Origin of the sequence: Ideonella paludis, assembly GCF_018069865.1 — a bacterium.
Lineage (GTDB): Bacteria > Pseudomonadota > Gammaproteobacteria > Burkholderiales > Burkholderiaceae_C > Ideonella > Ideonella paludis.
This window is the reverse complement of record NZ_JAGQDG010000006.1, coordinates 357,234-373,771: the sequence shown is the minus strand read 5'-3', so window position 1 is coordinate 373,771 and position 16,538 is coordinate 357,234. Positions and strand designations below refer to the sequence as shown.

The following is a 16,538-nucleotide window of genomic DNA, read 5'->3' as shown; positions in this document are numbered from 1 at the left end:
GAAAATTTCGCACCCATGTGTGCGATCAATGCACTTCGGAGGCCCCGTGCGCCGCAAAATCCCGTCCACCGCGGCACTCGCCGCCTTTGAAGCTGCCGCCCGGCACCAGAGCTACACCAAGGCGGCGCATGAATTGGCCGTGACCCAAAGCGCGGTGTGCCGCCAAATCGCCAGCCTGGAAGAGTTCTTAGGCGTAGCCTTGTTTCGGCGAGGCCAACGTGGCGTGTTGCTGACCGAGGCTGGCCAGCGCTATGCCCGCAGCGTGGCCACGCGTTTGGATGAAGTTGAGCGCGACACCCTGGACCTGATGTCCCAAGCGGGCCTGGGCGAGGCCCTGGGCGCGTTGGAGTTGGCCGTGGTGCCCACCTTCGCCACCCAATGGCTGATCCCACGCTTGACCGAGTTTCAGGCCCTGCATCCGGGCATCACCGTGCACCTGACGCCGCGCACGCGGCCCTTTTTGTTTGAAGACACGCCACTGGATGCCGCCATCCACCCCGGTGAATCGTTTTGGCCCGGCACCACCGGCCAGGTGCTGATGTCCGAGCACCTGATTGCGGTGGCTGCGCCCAGCTTGGTCCAGCGGCATCTGGCAGGCCAGCCCTGCCAGAGCGCAGAAGATGTCGCCCGCTTACCCCTGCTACAAGCCAGCACGCGTCCTTATGCCTGGCGCCAGTGGTTTGAGTCGCAAGGCCTGAAGGTCGAGCATGACATGGCCGGGGCCCGGATGGAGCTGTTCTCCATGCTCACCGAAGCGGCCGCGCAAGGCCTGGGCGCGGCCCTGGTGCCCAGCCTGCTGATTGAGCGAGAGCTGGCCAGCGGGCGGCTGGTGCAACTGCTGCCGCACTCGCAAGACAGCGGGCGGGCCTATCGGCTGATCTACCCGGCGCACAAAGCGGAGACGCCGGGCTTGATCACGTTTCAGGCCTGGCTCACCATGGCCGCCGCTGCTAGCCCGTCAACAGATAGGTGAGCAGGGCGGTCAAGGACCCGAAGAGAAAGGCGAGGCGCAAATGGCGCGGCGCTTGGGGGTCGATGAGGTCCGTTCGCTCAAGGACATAGCCGAAAAGGACATGGAGCAATGACTCCGCTGCATCCATGGTGTCGCTGGGCATCAGCAGTCCGCTGATGGCGCCCGCCAACGCGCCACCTATCACGGGTTTGGCGAGATCGACATCGGCCAAGCCTGCGGCCATCAGGGCGAAAGCCAAGCACAAGCCGAATGCGCCGCCCGCGAACATGCCGACCGAGCCAGCACCAATGCGATAGCTCAAGTCGATGTCACCTTGGCTTCGGCGCATGAACTTCAGGCCTTCGCCTTATCTGCCTCCGACGTAAAGCTGTCGGCGTAGAACTCTTCCGAAGGCAGCCCACATTGCGCGGTGAAATCGCGCTGGGCGCTGTCCACCATCACGGGGGCGCCGCAGGCATAGACCTGATGGCCTTTGAGGCTGGGCCAGTCGGCCATCACGGCTTGGTGGACAAAACCGGTGCGGCCGCTCCAGCCAGCGCCCGGCTCGGAGAGCACGGGGTGGAAGGTCAGGTGCGGCATGTTGGCGGCGGCTTGGGTGGCCCAGTCCAAGAGGTAGAGGTCAGCCTGGCTGCGGCAGCCCCAGTACAGGCTGGTGGGGCGGGTGATGCCTTGTTGTTGCATGCGCTCAATCAAGGCTTTGATCGGGGCAAAGCCGGTGCCCGATGCCAGCAGGATGATGGGCTTGTCGGACTCTTCACGCAGGAAGAAACTGCCAAACGGGCCCTCCATGCGAACGATGTCTTTTTCCTTCAGGGTGCTGAAGACTTGGTCGGTGAACTTGCCGCCGGGCATGTGGCGGATGTGCAGCTCGATGGCCGGTGGTGTGCCCAGGTTGTGCGGCGCATTGGCCATGGAGTAGCTACGGCGGCTGCCGTCGCGCAAGATGAACTCCACGTATTGCCCGGCATGAAAGCTGAAGTTTTGATTCGCCGGCAGTTGCACCCGCATCAGCATCACATCCGGGGCGGCCTTGCTCAAGCTCAGGATGCGGCCCGGCATCTTGAGGATAGGGTGCTCGCCCAGGCCCGGCACGCTCTTGGCTTCTACCGTGCAGTCGGTGGTGGGCGTGGCGCAGCAGGTCAAGATCAGCCCGGCCGCTTCTTCGGCGGCAGAGAGCGCCTTTTCTTGGTGGGCGCCGTGGATCACGCGGCCGTCCAGCAGGCGGCTCTTGCAGGAGCCACATGCCCCGTCCTTGCAGCCATAGGGCAGGCCAATGCCTTGGCGGATGGCGGCATTCAAGATGGGCTCGTCGCGGGCCACGTCAAAGCTGCGCTCGGAAGGGGTGAGGGTGATGCGAAACGTCATGATGGTGCGGCGGGCTGTGTCGGACAAGGCAAGACAAGAGGGGTGGCCCGTACACTGGGCCTCTCGTTCAACAGCTCGGAATTGTCCCCCATCCCGTCATGTCCCTGATGCGCTCGTCCCGGCACCGCAAACCGGTGTTGTTGATCGTTGGCTGCGGCGATGTCGGCCTGCGCGTGCTGCGCTTGCTGCAGGGCCGCTGGCGCGTGCTGGCGCTGACCTCCTCGGCAGACCGGGTGGCAGAGCTGCGCGCTGCCGGGGCCACGCCTTTGATCGGCAATCTAGATGACGCCGCGAGCCTGGCCCGCTTGGGCGGCTTGGCCGATGCGGTGCTGCATTTGGCGCCGCCGCCTTCGCAGGGCCACGCCGATGGCCGCACCCAGCGCTTGGTGCAAGCCTTGGCCAGGCGGTGCAAGCCCAGAGTCTTGGTCTACGGCAGCACCAGTGGCGTCTACGGCGATGCCCGAGGCGCTTGGCTGGATGAAGCCCGCACGGTGAACCCCAGCACCGACCGCGCTTGGCGTCGGGTGGATGCCGAGCGCCGCGTGCGCTGGGCTGGCAGGGCGCTGGGCCTGCGGGCCTGTGTGTTGCGCATCCCCGGCATCTATGCGGCAGACCGCGAGGGCGGCGACCCCAAGGACCGGGTGCTGCGGGGGGCGCCCGTGATGCGCGCGGAGGATGATGTCTACACCAACCACATCCATGCAGATGACTTGGCACGGGCCTGTGTGGCGGCGCTGTGGCGGGGCTTGCCGCAGCGCGTGGTCAATGTGTGCGACGACAGCACCCTGACCATGGGGGATCACTTCGATGCTGTGGCCGACCACCATGGCCTGCCGCGTCCACCCAGGCTCAGCCGTACAGAGGCGCAAGCGGCGCTGTCGCCCATGCAGATGAGCTTTTTGAGTGAGTCACGCCGCCTGCGCAATGCACGCCTGAAGCAAGAGCTGCGTGTGGCGCTGCGCTATCCCACCGTTCAAGCGGCGTTGAAGGCGGGGCGTTAGGCGCAAACTCAAGCGCGAACTTGTGCGCGCTGGCCCCCGAAGGCCTTACCAGCGTTTCTTGGCGCTGAAGGGCGGCTGGCCGCGCCAGTAGCGCAGCATCAGCCAGGCCCCCAACATGCCGCCCAGGTGGGCGAAGTGGGCAATGCCGGAGCGCGAGAACATCACGCCCATCAGCAGCTCCAAGCCACCGAAGACCATGACCATCTGCAGCGCCGGAATGGGCAGGGGAGGGATGGGCACCATGGCGCGGTTGGTGAACAGCACCACGAACAGAATCAGGCCCAGGGTGTAGAACAACTGGCCTGGCAGGATCATCAATACCATGGGCAAGAAGCCAACCAAGTCGAACTGCTTGCGTGGGAAGGTCAAGGCGTAGGCCAACAGCAGGCCGTAAGTGGCGCCAGAGGCGCCCACCGTGACGCTGGCGCCTGGCGACAAGAAACCCATGCCGAGCTGGGCCAGGCCGGCCGTGAAGGTGGCGGCCAGCAGCAGTTGGCCGTAACGGCGGTCGCCCCACAGGCGCTCCAGCTCAGAGCCGAACATCCACAGCGCCAGCATGTTGAAGACCAAATGGCTGATGCTGTTGTGCAGCAGCCCATAGCTCAGCAACTGCCAGGGCATGAAGTGGCCGGAGTTGAGTGACCACAGGCCAAACCAGCGGTCGAGCGCCAAACTGCTACCGAGCAAAGACTCGATGAGAAACAAGGCGCCGCAGGTCAGCAGCAAGATCTTGGTGAGGCGGGGAAGAGGCGGCATAGTCACTCGCAGGAGCTTTTGTCGCGAAGTCGGAGGATCCGCGAAGGGGCCGACTGAGGGGTGGTGCCCGGGGTCGGACTCGAACCGACACGCCTTGCGGCGAGGGATTTTGAATCCCTTGCGTCTACCGATTTCGCCACCCGGGCACGGTGTGTGGGCTTTGCTGAGTTGAGAACTCTGCTGTGCATCACGTAGTCCGCCATTATGACACAAGCTTTGGGCGATTTTGAAAATTGAGTGATTAGGGGGCCGCAAAGTCTTCGTCCCCATCCCTAGGGGGAGTCCCCCTGGCACACGCGGGGGAGCGGGCTGCCAGCCCATTGCGAGCGGGGCCAGCCGCGCCCATGATCCGCCCGCCAACACTGGCAACACCCTCAAACACACAGGAGAGATGTCATGTCATTTGCTTTCACATCCCGTCGTCTGACCACCCTGGCTTTGGCCACGGCTGCTCTGGGCCTGGCCTCTGCCGCGCAGGCTGACAACAAGAACCTGCCCGTGGCCAGCGATGGCACCATGCCTTCGCTGGTGGTGACCAGCACGGTGCCGGGCGGCGCATTTGCGGGCCACAACAAGCGCGGTGTCGCTCTGGATGCCGAGGCTGAGTTCCCGGCTTCGCGCCTGACGGCGGCAGAGCAAGCGGTGTTTGCCGCGACCTTCAAGCCCAAGATGGCGCCCTATGCTTCTGCGGCGGAAGCGCTGGACCCGGAGTCGGTCATCAACTCGGATCGTCGCTTCCGCGTCTATCCTCAAGAGTCTGGTTATCCCTATCGTGCGGTGGGCTTGCTGACCTTCAACCAAGGCTCTGGCAGCTTCTCTTGCACCGCCTGGCTCATCAGCAACAACACGGTGGCCACGGCAGGCCACTGCGTGCACTCTGGCGGCAGCACGGGGGTGTGGTCCACCAACGTGGTGTTCTACCCGGCTCGCAATGGTGGCCTCTCTCCTTATGGCTCCTGCACTGCCACTCGCTTGCATTCCGTCACCGGCTGGACCTCAAGCGCCAACCCAGAGTATGACTACGGCGCTGCGCGCCTGAACTGCACCGTTGGCAACACAACGGGTTGGCTGGGCCGGGCTTGGACCACGGCCTCCCAAGTGGGCGTGCCGATCGGTATCTTCGGCTACCCCGGCGACAAGCTCAGCGGTACGCAGTGGGGCGGTGCTGGCGCAGTTGCGGTCTCCGAAGCCCGCAAGACGCGCTACCCGATTGACACCGCAGGGGGTCAAAGCGGTGCGCCTGTGGTGCAGGCCGATGGCACTGGCCCGGGCACCTGCCAGGGCGACTGCGGTATTGCGATCCATGCGTATGCGGCATCGGGCGGCAACAACAGCGGCACACGCATCACCCAGGCCGTGAACAACAACCTTCAAACCTGGATCAACCAGCCCTGAGGCGCTTGAAAGGCCCAGGCGGTGTCGCGCTGGCTTGGGCGCTGGGGCCTCAGGCGCCTCGGGCTTTAGGCCGGGGCCGCAGCACAGAGCAGGCGGTGCCGTGATAATCACACGGCATCACCTCGCTCACCAGCCATGCCCCCCTACCTGACGCTCGAAGACGCCATCGGCCGCACGCCCTTGGTACGGTTGCAACGCCTGCCCGGTGCTGAGCTCGCCCAGCGCGGCAACATCATCCTTGGCAAGCTTGAAGGCAACAATCCGGCAGGCTCGGTCAAAGACCGGCCTGCCATTCACATGATCCGACGTGCTGAGTTGCGCGGCGAGATCAAGCCCGGCGACACGCTGATTGAAGCGACCTCGGGCAATACCGGCATTGCCTTGGCCATGGCTGCGGCCATCCGGGGCTACCGCATGGTCTTGATCATGCCGGAGGATCTCTCCATTGAACGCGCCCAGACCATGAAGGCCTTTGGCGCGGAGTTGATCCTGACACCCAAGTCCGGCGGCATGGAGCTGGCACGCGACTTGGCCGAGCAAATGCAGCGCGATGGCAAGGGCCGAGTGCTGGATCAATTCGCCAATGCGGACAACCCGCTGGTGCACTACGAAACCACCGGGCCGGAGATCTGGGCCGACACTGAAGGCCAGATCACCCACTTTGTGAGCGCGATGGGCACGACGGGCACCATCACCGGCGTGTCGCGCTTCCTCAAAGAAAAGAGCAATGCGGTGCGCGTGATTGGCGCCCAGCCCTCTGAAGGCTCCCGGATCCCCGGCATCCGCAAGTGGCCCGAGGCCTATTTGCCCAAGATCTTTGACCCCAAGGCTGTCGATGAACTGGTCTATGTGAGCCAGAGTGACGCTGAAGACATGGCACGGCGATTGGCTGCTGAAGAAGGCTTGTTTGTCGGCATCTCCGCCGCCGGAGCCTGCTGGGCCGCCTTGCAGGTGGCCAAGACGGTCAGCAACGCCACCATCGTGTTTGTGGTGTGCGACCGGGGCGACCGATATCTCTCCACCGGCGTGTTTCCGGCCTGACGGCCATGAGTGGCACGGCCTTCACCTACTGCCCGCGGTGTGCGGCGACGCTGGCCTGGGTAGAGGCCCAGGAGGACGGCGGCCCCAAGACGCGATTGCGCTGTGCAGCCTGCGGCTTCACCCATTGGAATAACCCGACGCCGGTGCTGGCGGCGGTGGTGGAATGCGTAGACCGCGAGGGCTTGGTGCTGCTGGCCCGCAATGCGGCGTGGCAGGGGCGGATGTTTGCGCACATCACGGGGTTCATGGAGGCGGGCGAAAGCCCCGAGGCCGGTATCGCGCGCGAAGTGCTGGAAGAGACCTCTTTGGTGGCCGAGTCCGTCAAACTCATTGGGGTGTATGAATTCCTGCGCATGAACCAGGTGATCATCGCCTACCATGTGCAGGCCCGGGGTGAGATCTCGCTGTCCCCCGAATTGGCCGAATACAAGCTGTTCAAGCCCGAAGACATCATCTGCTGGCCGGCCGGAACAGGCTTGGCCATGGCGGACTGGTTGAGGGGGCGGGGTATCACGCCTCGTTTCATGGAATTCAAAGCCTAAAATCAGGCTTCAAGCATCAGAGGACACGCATGGACGCGCACAAGGAAATCGACACCCGCGGGCTGAATTGCCCCTTGCCCATCTTGAAGGCCAAGAAGGCCTTGGCAGAGATGAGCAGTGGTGAGGTTCTGAAGGTCATCGCGACCGATCCTGGTTCGGCGCGTGACTTTCAAGCCTTTGCGCGGCAGACCGGCAATGACTTGCTGCAGCAAGACACCGTGGGCGAAGAGTTCGTCCACTACCTGCGCCGCCGTTGAATGACCAAGGGCTGCGCGAAGCAGCCCTTTGAGTGGTGGGAGTCTGGCGCGTGAGCGTCAGAGCGTCAGGCCTTTCAGGTAGTGCCTGAACGACGCGCCCAATTGCGGGTGCGCCAGGGCCAACTCCACATTGGCTTCCAAAAAGCCCTCTTTGCTGCCGCAGTCATAGCGCTTGCCTTCGTACTGATAGGCAAACACCTTTTCGCGGCGCATCAGCGCGGCAATGCCATCGGTGAGCTGGATCTCGCCGCCCACGCCGCGGGGTTGGTTGGCAATTTCGCGGAACACGCCTGGCGTCAAGATGTAGCGTCCTGCCACGCCCAAGCGTGAGGGGGCGTTCTCGGGAGAGGGCTTTTCGACGATGTGAGTCAGGTCCATCATCCGATCGTTCACCGAGGTGCCGGCCACAATGCCGTAGCGCTTGGTGTGTTCGGGGGGCACTTCTTGCACGGCCAAGATGGAAGCTTGCCACTCTTCAAACTGATCCACCATCTGCTTGAGCACTGGCGGCTGGCCCACCATCAGGTCATCGGCCAACAGCACGGCGAAGGGCTCATTCACCACCACACACTGGCCGCACAGCACGGCGTGGCCCAGCCCCAAAGCCTTGGGCTGGCGGATGTAGATGCACTCCATGTCATCGGGCTTGATGGAGTGCACCAGCGACAGCAATTCGCGCTTGTTTTGGGTCTCCAGCTCGTTTTCCAGCTCGAAGGCGGAGTCGAAATGGTCTTCAATGGCGCGCTTGTGGCGGCCATTCACAAAAATCATCTGCCGGATGCCTGCGGCGTAGGCTTCCTCGACGGCGTACTGGATCAGGGGCTTGTCCACCACCGGCAGCATTTCTTTGGGCTGAGCTTTGGTAGCGGGCAAAAACCGCGTGCCCAGGCCTGCCACCGGAAAGATGGCCTTGTTGATCTTGGATTTCATGCGTTCCACTCCTGTCTTTTTTTGAACAGCGCTCATGCTGTGGCCGATTCTGGCACCCGCCGATGACAAGGCGGTGGCCAGATCGACGGGATCCATCAAGCGTTGGGCAATTTGTTCAATTGGCTGCGCAAGCCTTCCAAGGTGCGGCTGAACTCCGCCAGACGTGCGCGTTCTTGCTCCACCACGGCCGCTGGAGCGCGCGCCACAAAGCTTTCGTTACCCAGCTTGCCCTCCGCCTTGGTGACCTCGCCTTCAATGCGCTTGATCTCCTTGCCGATGCGCTCGCGCTCAGCGGCCACATCAATTTCCACCTTCAGGGCCAAGCGGGCCTGGCCGTGCACGGCCACCGGGGCCAGCTCAGTGGCGGCGGCAAACTCGGCGGCGTCGTTCATGACTTGCACCTCGCTGAGCTTGGCCAAGGCTTTGAGCAGCGGTGCGGCAGCCGTCAAGAACTCGGCATCGCCATGCGCCACCAAGGGCACACGCTCGGCGGGCGAGAGACCCATTTCGCTGCGCAGCGCGCGGCACACGCCCACCAGCGACTTGAGCTGTGCCACCCAAGCATCGCTGACGGGGTCGATCTTGCCCAGCTCAGGCTGCGGGTAGCGTGCCGCGGCCACGGTGCTGCTGTCACCCTCGGCTTTGCGGCCGGCCACCACCGCCACGGTGTTCCACAGCTCGGCGGTGATGAAGGGCGCAATGGGGTGCAGCAGGCGCAGCACGGTCTCCAGGGTGCGGATCAGCGTGCGGCGGGTGGCGCGCTGCTGGGCTTCGCTGCCGGTTTGGATCTGCACCTTGGCGATTTCCAGGTACCAGTCGCAGTATTCGTCCCACACGAACTGGTAGATGGTGTTGGCCACGTTGTCCAAGCGGTACTCGGCAAAGCCTTGGTGCACGGCTTGCTCCACGCGCTGCAGCTCGCTGGCGATCCAGCGGTCGGCAGGGCTGAAGCTCATATAGCCGTGGGCCGCGCCGCCCACCGAGCACTCGTCTTTGGTGTGCTCCATCAGGCCGCAGTCTTGGCCCTCGCAATTCATCAGCGCAAACTTGGTGGCGTTCCAGAGCTTGTTGCAGAAGTTGCGATAGCCCTCGCAGCGCTTGGAGTCAAAGTTGACGGTGCGGCCCAGCGTGGCCATGGCCGCAAAGGTGAAGCGCAGTGCGTCGGCGCCATAGGCGGGAATGCCTTCTGGGAACTCCTTCTCGGTGTTCTTGCGCACCTTGGGTGCGGTCTCGGGCTTGCGCAGGCCCACCACGCGCTTGTCCAGCAGGGGGGCCAGCGCGATGCCGTCAATCAGGTCGACCGGGTCCAGCACATTGCCCTCGGACTTGCTCATCTTGTGGCCTTGAGCGTCCAGCACCAGGCCGTGGATGTAGACATCCTTGAAAGGTACTTTGCCAGTGAAGTGCTTGGTCATCATGATCATCCGGGCGACCCAGAAGAAGATGATGTCGTGGCCCGTCACCAGCACTTGGCTGGGCAAGAAGAGGTCTTGCTCGATGGTCTTTTCAGGCCAGCCCAGGGTGGAGAAGGGCACCAAAGCGGAGGAATACCAGGTGTCCAGCACGTCGGGGTCGCGGGTCAGGGCGCCGGCATAGCCTGCGGCGGCGGCCTGGGCGCGGGCATCAGCCTCATTGCGAGCGACAAAGACTTCGCCGCCTTCGCCATGCCAGGCCGGGATCTGATGGCCCCACCAAAGCTGGCGCGAAATGCACCAGTCTTGGATGTTTTTCATCCACTGGTTGTAGGTGTTGACCCAGTTCTCGGGCACAAACTTGACCGCCCCTGAATCCACCGCCTCGATGGCTTCTTCCGCAATGCTTTGGCCGCTGGCGCCGGCCTTCGTCATGGCCACGAACCACTGGTCGGTCAGCATGGGCTCGATGATCTGCCCGGTGCGCGCGCACTTGGGCACCATCAGCTTGTGCTTCTTGACTTCCACCAGCAGGCCTTCGGCCTCCAGTTGGGCCACGATCTGCTTGCGGGCCACGAAACGGTCCAGGCCCACATAGGCCGCGGGGATGTCCGTTGCCTCATGGGCGCTGACCTTGGCCTCCAGGTTGAAGATGGTCAGCATGGGCAAGCTGTGGCGCAGGCCGACTTGGTAGTCGTTCTGGTCATGCGCCGGGGTGACTTTGACCACGCCGGTGCCAAAGGCTTTGTCCACATAATCGTCGGCAATCACCGGCACCAAGCGGCCGGTGATGGGCAGGCGCACTTGCTGGCCAATCAGGTGGGTATAACGCTCATCTTCGGGGTGAACCATGACGGCGGTGTCGCCCAGCATGGTCTCGGGCCGGGTGGTGGCGACCACCAAGGATTCCGTGCTGCCCTCGACGGGATAGCGGATGTGCCACAGCGATCCGTCGGCCTCTTCGTTTTCAACTTCCAGGTCAGAGACGGCGGACTTCAAGATCGGGTCCCAACTCACCAGGCGCTTGCCGCGGTAGATCAGGCCTTCTTCGTAGAGGCGCACAAAGGTCTCGGTCACCACCTTGGAGAGCTTCTCGTCCATGGTGAAGTACTCATGGTCCCAGCTCACTGAAGCGCCCATGCGGCGCATTTGGCCAGTGATGGTCGAGCCGCTTTGCTCCTTCCACTCCCAGACCTTGGCGACAAAGTTTTTGCGCGCTTCTTCCGGGGTCGGGCCCATGTCGTAGCGGCTGATGCCCTTTTCTTGCAACTGGCGCTCCACCACGATCTGGGTGGCAATGCCCGCATGGTCGGTGCCCGGCACCCACAAGGTGTTGAAGCCACTCATGCGGTGATAGCGCGTGAGCGAGTCCATGATGGTTTGATTGAAGGCATGGCCCATGTGCAGGGTGCCCGTCACATTGGGCGGAGGCAACTGCACGCAAAAAGAGGGCTTGGAGGCATCCAGGGTCGGCCGGTAGAGGCCGCTTTGCTCCCACAAGCTGGCCCAGTGGCGCTCAAGTTGGGAGGGGTCGAAGGATTTCGCGAGTTCAGTCATGGCACATCCAGGCATTACCTAGCTTTACGTGAAGCCACGGTCAACGCCAAACCGAGTTAGGGAGTTGCTCAATTGTAGGTGGTGGTCTAGGGTGTCGGGCTGCGGCGCTGACTGAACCTTGAGGCTGCCGTGTTACCGTTGTTTTTGATATTGCTGCCCCCAAAAAGGAAGAATCAAAATGCGTGTTCAAGCAACTGCTTTTCAGACTGGCGCAGTGCGCCGTGTGGCACTGGGCCTGACCTTGGCGGCTACGGCCGCCTTGACGGCTTGCGGGGGCGGAGATGACGGTACTTATGTTCCTCCGCCCCAGTCTTGCTCGGTGGCCGACCAGAACACCTGGTTGCGCAGCTATATGAACGATTGGTACTACTGGTACGCACTGAGCCCAGATCCGAGCCCTGTGGGCTACAGCACCGTGGACAGCTATTTCAAGGCCAAGCTGTATCAAGGCGGCAATTCAGTGTTCCCGGCGGATCGCTGGAGCTATTCCATCCCCACAGCCGACTATGAGCGCTTCTTCGGCGCTGGCCAAACCATGGGTTATGGCGTGATGGTGGCCGGTCGCGAAGTCACTGGGCAGCCCAATTCACCGCTCTACGTTCGCTATGTGGAGCCTGGCTCTCCAGCCGCTGCAGCGGGTTTGGTGCGCGGCGATGTGGTCTTGGCCGTCAACGGTGTCCCGTCCTCCACCGTCATCAGCACAGACAACTATGCGGCGCTCAGCGCCACCGCTGCGGGCCAAACTCTGAACCTCATGGTCGGCAAATCCGGAAGCGTTGAAGCGCGCTTGGTGACCTTGACCTCAGCGGTTTACAGCTTGGTGCCTGTCCCGACCAGCACGACGGTTCTCTCCGCAGGAGGGCGCAAGATGGGTTATGTGATGGTCAAGGACATGATCAGCCAGGCCATCAATCCGCTGGATGCGGCCTTTGCACAGTTCAAGCGCGACGGTGTGTCTGAAGTCATGATTGACTTGCGCTACAACGGGGGCGGCTTGGTGGACACGGCCAGCAAGATCGCGTCCTACCCTGCGTCTCATCGCACCTCAGGCGCTGCGTTTGCCAGCTTGCTCTACAACGACAAGCACTCGTCGTCCAACCAAACCTTCACCTTCGGTAATCCGATCAACGCTTTGGCCATGAGCCGGGTGTATGTGCTGACCGGCTCGCGCACCTGTTCGGCCAGCGAGCAACTCATCAACGCCTTGTCGCCTTTTGTCAGCGTGGTCACCATTGGCAACACCACCTGTGGCAAGCCGGTCGGCTTTTTGCCGCAGGCGGATGGCTGCGGCACCACCTACAGCGTGGTCAACTTCGAATCGGTGAATGCGCGCAATGAGGGCCGCTACTTCAACGGTTTTGCCGCCACCTGCCCGGTGGCCGAAGACTTCACCAAGCCGCTGGGCTCGGTCAGCGAGCCCTTGCTGGTGGCTGCGGCCAACCATGCGGATGGTCTGGGCTGCCCCGCTGTGACCAATGATCGGGTCCAGCCGCAGTCGGCTTCGTCCAAGCTCTTGAAGTCTTGGCAGGGCGAGCCCGGCGACCGCTTTGGGGGCATGGTGGCGCGCTGATTCATGCGCTCCAACGCAAAGGGCCTGCACGTGCAGGCCCTTTTTCATGGTGAAGCCCCGCAGCGCAAGTCCGCGCTGGCTCCGGGGTTTACATCAGCAGGTGCTCGCCCGCGTTCTCGCCGCCCAAGATCACATAGTTGACCCGGCGCAGGTCGTGCAGGGCGCGGCCGCCGGCATAGGAGATGGAGCTTTGCAGGTCTTCTTGCATCTCGCGCAAAGTGTCTGCCAGCTTGCCTTTGACCGGCTCCAAGATGCGCTTGCCTTCCACGTGCTTGTACTCGCCTTTGTTGAAGTCGCTGGCTGAGCCGTAGTACTCCTTGTAGAGCTTGCCATCCACCTCGACGGTGGCGCCGGGGGACTCCTCATGGCCGGCAAAGAGCGAGCCCACCATCACCATGGCCGCACCGAAGCGCACGCTCTTGGCAATGTCGCCGTGGTGGCGAATGCCGCCGTCGGCAATGATGGGCTTGGTGGCCACGCGGGCGCACCACTTCAGCGCGCTGAGCTGCCAGCCACCGGTGCCAAAACCGGTTTTCAGGCGGGTGATGCACACCTTGCCGGGGCCGATGCCCACTTTGGTGGCGTCGGCGCCCCAGTTTTCCAGGTCGATCACGCCTTCCGGTGTGCCCACGTTCCCGGCGATGATGAAAGCCTGCGGCAGCTTGGCTTTGATGTACTCGATCATCTGGCGCACGCTCTCGGCGTGGCCGTGGGCAATGTCAATGGTGATGTAGTCCGCGCCGACGCCCTCAGCCGCCAAGCGGTCGATGACGTCACGATCGGCCGGCTTCACGCCGGAGCTGATGGACACCATCAAGCCCTTGTCGCGCATCTGCTTGGCAAAGCAGACGTTGTCCAGGTCAAAGCGGTGCATGACGTAGAAAAAGCCATTCGCGGCCAAGAACTCGGCAATGCGCTCGTCCAACACGGTCTTCATATTGGCCGGCACCACCGGCAGCTTGAAGCGCCGCCCACCAAACTCGACGCTGGTGTCACACTCCGCGCGGCTTTCTACCCGGCACTTGCGGGGCAAGAGCAGGACGTTGTCATAGTCAAAAATTTCCATCTCACAGGCTCCATTGAGGATGCGGCGCGTTGAGAAGCAGTGCGCCGGCAAAGGGCTGCGAGCGCTTGACCTGGAGACCCGGCTCACCTGGCAGGGCGCCAGGGCTGTGCACACGCCTGAGGGCAGGGCGGTGGGCACAAAAAACCGGGCGCCAGAATTTGGGCCCGGTGATCGATTGTACGCAGGCTCTGGCCGCCGCGTTGCGTGGGGTGTATGCACCCTGTCACAACCCGTCGTCTCAAAGCGGCGAACACCGTCTCTACAATCCACCGATGGAGATCCATCCCCCCTCGGCGCCAGCGCCAGTTTCTGACCCGTCCTCTGTGCCTGCAGGCAGCTTGTTGCGGGGCTTGAACCCTGAGCAGTACGAAGCCGTCACCTTGCCGCATGTGCCGGCCCTGATCCTCGCCGGTGCCGGCTCTGGCAAGACCCGCGTCCTGACCACGCGCATCGCTTGGTTGCTGCAGACCGGCCAAATGTCTCCTGGTGGCGTGATGGCGGTGACCTTCACCAACAAGGCCGCCAAAGAAATGCTGACCCGCTTGTCGGCCATGCTGCCGGTGAACGTGCGGGGCATGTGGATCGGCACCTTTCACGGCCTGTGCAACCGCTTTTTGCGGGCCCACTGGAAGGTGGCAGGTTTGCCTCAGGCCTTTCAGATCTTGGACAGCAGTGACCAGCTTTCCGCCGTCAAGCGTGTCATCAAGGGCATGAACCTGGATGAAGAGCGCTTTGTGCCCAAGCAGGTGAGCTGGTTCATCGCGGGGGCCAAAGAAGACGGCAAGCGCCCGGGTGATGTGGCCATCCACGACGGGCAGACGCAGAAGCTGGTGGAGATCTACCAAGCCTATGAAGACCAATGCCAGCGCGAGGGCGTGGTGGACTTTGCCGAGTTGATGTTGCGGACCTATGAGCTGATGCGCGACAACGCCCCCTTGCGCGAGCATTACCAACGCCGCTTTGGCCACATCTTGGTGGATGAGTTCCAGGACACCAACCGCCTGCAATATGCCTGGCTGAAGATGTTTGCCGGGCCGCAGTGTTCGGTGCTGGCCGTGGGCGACGATGACCAGAGCATCTATGCCTTCCGTGGCGCGCAGGTGGGCAATATGGCCGACTTCGAGCGCGAGTTCCGCGTCCAGCACATCATCAAGCTGGAGCGCAACTACCGCTCCTGCGGCAATATTCTGGACGCGGCCAACCATCTGATTGGCCACAACAGTCGCCGCTTGGGCAAGAACCTGCGCACCGAGGCGGGGCCAGGCGAGCCGGTGCGCGTGCAGGAGTCGGCCAGCGACTACTCAGAGGCGCAATGGATTCTGGAAGAAGCCCAGCAACTGCACCGCCAAGGCATGGCGCGTCGCGAGATCGCCATCCTCTATCGCAGCAATGCCCAGTCCCGTGTCATCGAGTCGGCCCTCTTCAATGCGGGCATTCCGTACCGGGTGTATGGCGGCCTGCGCTTCTTCGAGCGGGCTGAGGTCAAGCATGCCTTGGCCTATCTGCGCCTGATCGAAAACTGCAACGACGACACCAGTTACCTGCGGGTGGTCAACTTCCCGACGCGGGGCATTGGCGCTCGCACGCTGGAGCAGTTGCAAGACGCTGCCCGCAGCAGTGGCCGCAGCCTGTGGCAGAGCGTGGGCGCAGTGGGCGGCAAGGGTGGCGGCAATTTGGTGGCCTTCAACCAACTGATCGACAGCATGCGCAACGAGACGCGCGGCTTGACGCTGCGCGAGATCATTGAGGTGATGCTGCAACGCAGTGGCCTGGTCGATTTTTATCGCACCGAAAAGGAAGGCGCCGACCGCATCGAGAACTTGGAAGAACTGGTCAACGCGGCCGAGGCCTTTGTCACCCAAGAGGGCTTTGGCAAAGACGCGGTGGCTTTGCCCGTGGATGAGCTGGCCCCGGGCAGCATGGCCGAAGGCCTGCCGCGTGCCGTCGCGGCGGTGGACCTGAAACCTGACGCTGAAACCGGTGAGATCATGAGCCCGCTGGCGGCCTTCTTGACGCATGCTGCGCTGGAGGCCGGCGACAACCAGGCGCAAGCCGGCCAAGACGCGATCCAGTTGATGACGGTGCATTCGGCCAAGGGCCTGGAGTTCGACGCGGTCTTCATCACTGGCTTGGAAGAGGGGCTGTTTCCGCACGAGAACTCGGCCAATGAGCCCGATGGTTTGGAGGAAGAGCGCCGCCTGATGTATGTGGCCATCACCCGGGCGCGCCAACGGCTTTACCTTAGCTTCAGCCAAACCCGCATGCTGCACGGCCAGACGCGCTATCACATCAAGAGCCGCTTCTTTGATGAGCTGCCCGAGACCGCGCTGAAGTGGCTCACGCCGCGCACCCAAGGCTTCGGCAGTGGTTTCGCACGCGACTATCAAGCCGCTTGGCAGCGCGGCAGTGGCTTGCAGTCCATGGTGGGCGCGGGTCAGCAGCCATATCGGACGCCTGCTCCCCCACCGCCCATGCCCACGCGCAGCCCCACGGAAGTGGGCGGGCAGCGCTTCAAGGCCGGCATGTCGGTCTTCCACACCAAGTTCGGTGAAGGGGTGATCGTGACGCTGGAGGGCAGCGGCACCGAGGCCCGTGCCCAGGTCAACTTCGGCCGCCACGGCCCTAAATGGCTGGCGCTGAGTGTGGCCAAGCTCACCATCGTGGAGTAAGCCC

The 16,538-nt window shown here is 63.1% G+C and carries 14 protein-coding genes and 1 tRNA gene; 8 read left to right on the top strand and 7 right to left on the bottom strand.

Annotated features, from left to right (window positions below; translation table 11 throughout):
- The first annotated feature begins 46 nt into the window (after positions 1–46).
- Positions 47–973, top strand: a complete 927-nt coding sequence (locus tag KAK11_RS16935) for a LysR family transcriptional regulator (RefSeq protein ID WP_210810424.1) — start codon at positions 47–49, stop codon at positions 971–973.
- On the opposite strand, the gene KAK11_RS16930 is transcribed toward KAK11_RS16935, so the two are convergent.
- A complete protein-coding gene (locus tag KAK11_RS16930; protein ID WP_210810423.1) occupies positions 951–1,301 on the bottom strand; it encodes a hypothetical protein in 351 nt (116 codons plus the stop codon). The genes KAK11_RS16935 and KAK11_RS16930 overlap by 23 nt on opposite strands.
- A 5-nt stretch (positions 1,302–1,306) precedes the next feature.
- Positions 1,307–2,338, bottom strand: a complete 1,032-nt coding sequence (locus tag KAK11_RS16925) for a CDP-6-deoxy-delta-3,4-glucoseen reductase (protein ID WP_210810422.1) — start codon at positions 2,336–2,338, stop codon at positions 1,307–1,309.
- 98 nt (positions 2,339–2,436) lie between these two features.
- Here KAK11_RS16925 and KAK11_RS16920 point away from each other — a divergent pair, with 98 nt between their 5' ends.
- Complete coding sequence (locus KAK11_RS16920) at positions 2,437–3,339, top strand: SDR family oxidoreductase (protein ID WP_210810421.1); 903 nt, start codon at positions 2,437–2,439, stop codon at positions 3,337–3,339.
- A 45-nt stretch (positions 3,340–3,384) separates the two neighbouring features.
- On the opposite strand, the gene KAK11_RS16915 is transcribed toward KAK11_RS16920, so the two are convergent.
- Together KAK11_RS16915 and KAK11_RS16910 are read right to left on the bottom strand one after the other, a co-directional pair.
- Positions 3,385–4,095, bottom strand: a complete 711-nt coding sequence (locus KAK11_RS16915) for a rhomboid family intramembrane serine protease (protein WP_210810420.1) — start codon at positions 4,093–4,095, stop codon at positions 3,385–3,387.
- A 61-nt stretch (positions 4,096–4,156) separates the two neighbouring features.
- Positions 4,157–4,241 (bottom strand) — tRNA-Leu (locus KAK11_RS16910).
- 250 nt (positions 4,242–4,491) lie between these two features.
- On the opposite strand from KAK11_RS16910, the gene KAK11_RS16905 reads away from it, so the two are divergent.
- The 4 genes from KAK11_RS16905 (at position 4,492) to KAK11_RS16890 (ending at position 7,330) form a co-directional block, all read left to right on the top strand.
- Positions 4,492–5,490 carry a trypsin-like serine peptidase gene (locus KAK11_RS16905; RefSeq protein ID WP_210810418.1) on the top strand — a complete coding sequence of 333 codons (999 nt, stop codon included), beginning with the start codon at positions 4,492–4,494 and terminating at the stop codon, positions 5,488–5,490.
- A gap of 135 nt (positions 5,491–5,625) precedes the next feature.
- Positions 5,626–6,531 (top strand): cysteine synthase CysM, encoded by a 906-nt coding sequence (gene cysM, locus KAK11_RS16900; RefSeq protein WP_210810417.1) that lies wholly within the window; start codon positions 5,626–5,628, stop codon positions 6,529–6,531.
- A gap of 5 nt (positions 6,532–6,536) precedes the next feature.
- Entirely contained in the window at positions 6,537–7,073 is a 537-nt protein-coding gene (locus tag KAK11_RS16895) for an NUDIX domain-containing protein (protein ID WP_210810416.1), read from the top strand.
- A gap of 29 nt (positions 7,074–7,102) precedes the next feature.
- A complete protein-coding gene (locus KAK11_RS16890; protein ID WP_210810415.1) occupies positions 7,103–7,330 on the top strand; it encodes a sulfurtransferase TusA family protein in 228 nt (75 codons plus the stop codon).
- A gap of 57 nt (positions 7,331–7,387) precedes the next feature.
- On the opposite strand, the gene galU is transcribed toward KAK11_RS16890, so the two are convergent.
- Together galU and KAK11_RS16880 are read right to left on the bottom strand one after the other, a co-directional pair.
- Entirely contained in the window at positions 7,388–8,260 is an 873-nt protein-coding gene (galU, locus tag KAK11_RS16885; protein WP_210810414.1) for a UTP--glucose-1-phosphate uridylyltransferase GalU, read from the bottom strand.
- A gap of 95 nt (positions 8,261–8,355) precedes the next feature.
- Positions 8,356–11,229, bottom strand: coding sequence for a valine--tRNA ligase (locus KAK11_RS16880; RefSeq protein ID WP_210810412.1), 2,874 nt, complete (start codon positions 11,227–11,229; stop codon positions 8,356–8,358).
- 178 nt (positions 11,230–11,407) lie between these two features.
- On the opposite strand from KAK11_RS16880, the gene KAK11_RS16875 reads away from it, so the two are divergent.
- The gene (locus KAK11_RS16875; protein ID WP_210810411.1) at positions 11,408–12,799 is read left to right on the top strand and encodes a S41 family peptidase; all 1,392 of its coding nucleotides are present in this window, start codon (positions 11,408–11,410) and stop codon (positions 12,797–12,799) included.
- 88 nt (positions 12,800–12,887) lie between these two features.
- On the opposite strand, the gene KAK11_RS16870 is transcribed toward KAK11_RS16875, so the two are convergent.
- Positions 12,888–13,865 carry a GMP reductase gene (locus tag KAK11_RS16870; RefSeq protein ID WP_210810410.1) on the bottom strand — a complete coding sequence of 326 codons (978 nt, stop codon included), beginning with the start codon at positions 13,863–13,865 and terminating at the stop codon, positions 12,888–12,890.
- A gap of 272 nt (positions 13,866–14,137) precedes the next feature.
- Here KAK11_RS16870 and KAK11_RS16865 point away from each other — a divergent pair, with 272 nt between their 5' ends.
- Complete coding sequence (locus KAK11_RS16865) at positions 14,138–16,534, top strand: UvrD-helicase domain-containing protein (RefSeq protein ID WP_210810408.1); 2,397 nt, start codon at positions 14,138–14,140, stop codon at positions 16,532–16,534.
- Positions 16,535–16,538: the final 4 nt, after the last annotated feature.

What these genes read in the sequence shown, in the direction of transcription:
- KAK11_RS16930 (WP_210810423.1), bottom strand. Translation starts at nt 1,301, where the DNA reads ATGCGCCGAAGCCAAGGTGACATCGACTTGAGCTATCGCATTGGTGCT.
- KAK11_RS16915 (WP_210810420.1), bottom strand. Translation starts at nt 4,095, where the DNA reads ATGCCGCCTCTTCCCCGCCTCACCAAGATCTTGCTGCTGACCTGCGGC.
- KAK11_RS16920 (WP_210810421.1), top strand. Translation starts at nt 2,437, where the DNA reads ATGTCCCTGATGCGCTCGTCCCGGCACCGCAAACCGGTGTTGTTGATC.
- KAK11_RS16890 (WP_210810415.1), top strand. Translation starts at nt 7,103, where the DNA reads ATGGACGCGCACAAGGAAATCGACACCCGCGGGCTGAATTGCCCCTTG.
- KAK11_RS16895 (WP_210810416.1), top strand. Translation starts at nt 6,537, where the DNA reads ATGAGTGGCACGGCCTTCACCTACTGCCCGCGGTGTGCGGCGACGCTG.
- KAK11_RS16925 (WP_210810422.1), bottom strand. Translation starts at nt 2,338, where the DNA reads ATGACGTTTCGCATCACCCTCACCCCTTCCGAGCGCAGCTTTGACGTG.
- galU (WP_210810414.1), bottom strand. Translation starts at nt 8,260, where the DNA reads ATGAAATCCAAGATCAACAAGGCCATCTTTCCGGTGGCAGGCCTGGGC.
- KAK11_RS16870 (WP_210810410.1), bottom strand. Translation starts at nt 13,865, where the DNA reads ATGGAAATTTTTGACTATGACAACGTCCTGCTCTTGCCCCGCAAGTGC.
- KAK11_RS16880 (WP_210810412.1), bottom strand. Translation starts at nt 11,229, where the DNA reads ATGACTGAACTCGCGAAATCCTTCGACCCCTCCCAACTTGAGCGCCAC.
- KAK11_RS16865 (WP_210810408.1), top strand. Translation starts at nt 14,138, where the DNA reads ATGGAGATCCATCCCCCCTCGGCGCCAGCGCCAGTTTCTGACCCGTCC.
- cysM (WP_210810417.1), top strand. Translation starts at nt 5,626, where the DNA reads ATGCCCCCCTACCTGACGCTCGAAGACGCCATCGGCCGCACGCCCTTG.
- KAK11_RS16905 (WP_210810418.1), top strand. Translation starts at nt 4,492, where the DNA reads ATGTCATTTGCTTTCACATCCCGTCGTCTGACCACCCTGGCTTTGGCC.
- KAK11_RS16875 (WP_210810411.1), top strand. Translation starts at nt 11,408, where the DNA reads ATGCGTGTTCAAGCAACTGCTTTTCAGACTGGCGCAGTGCGCCGTGTG.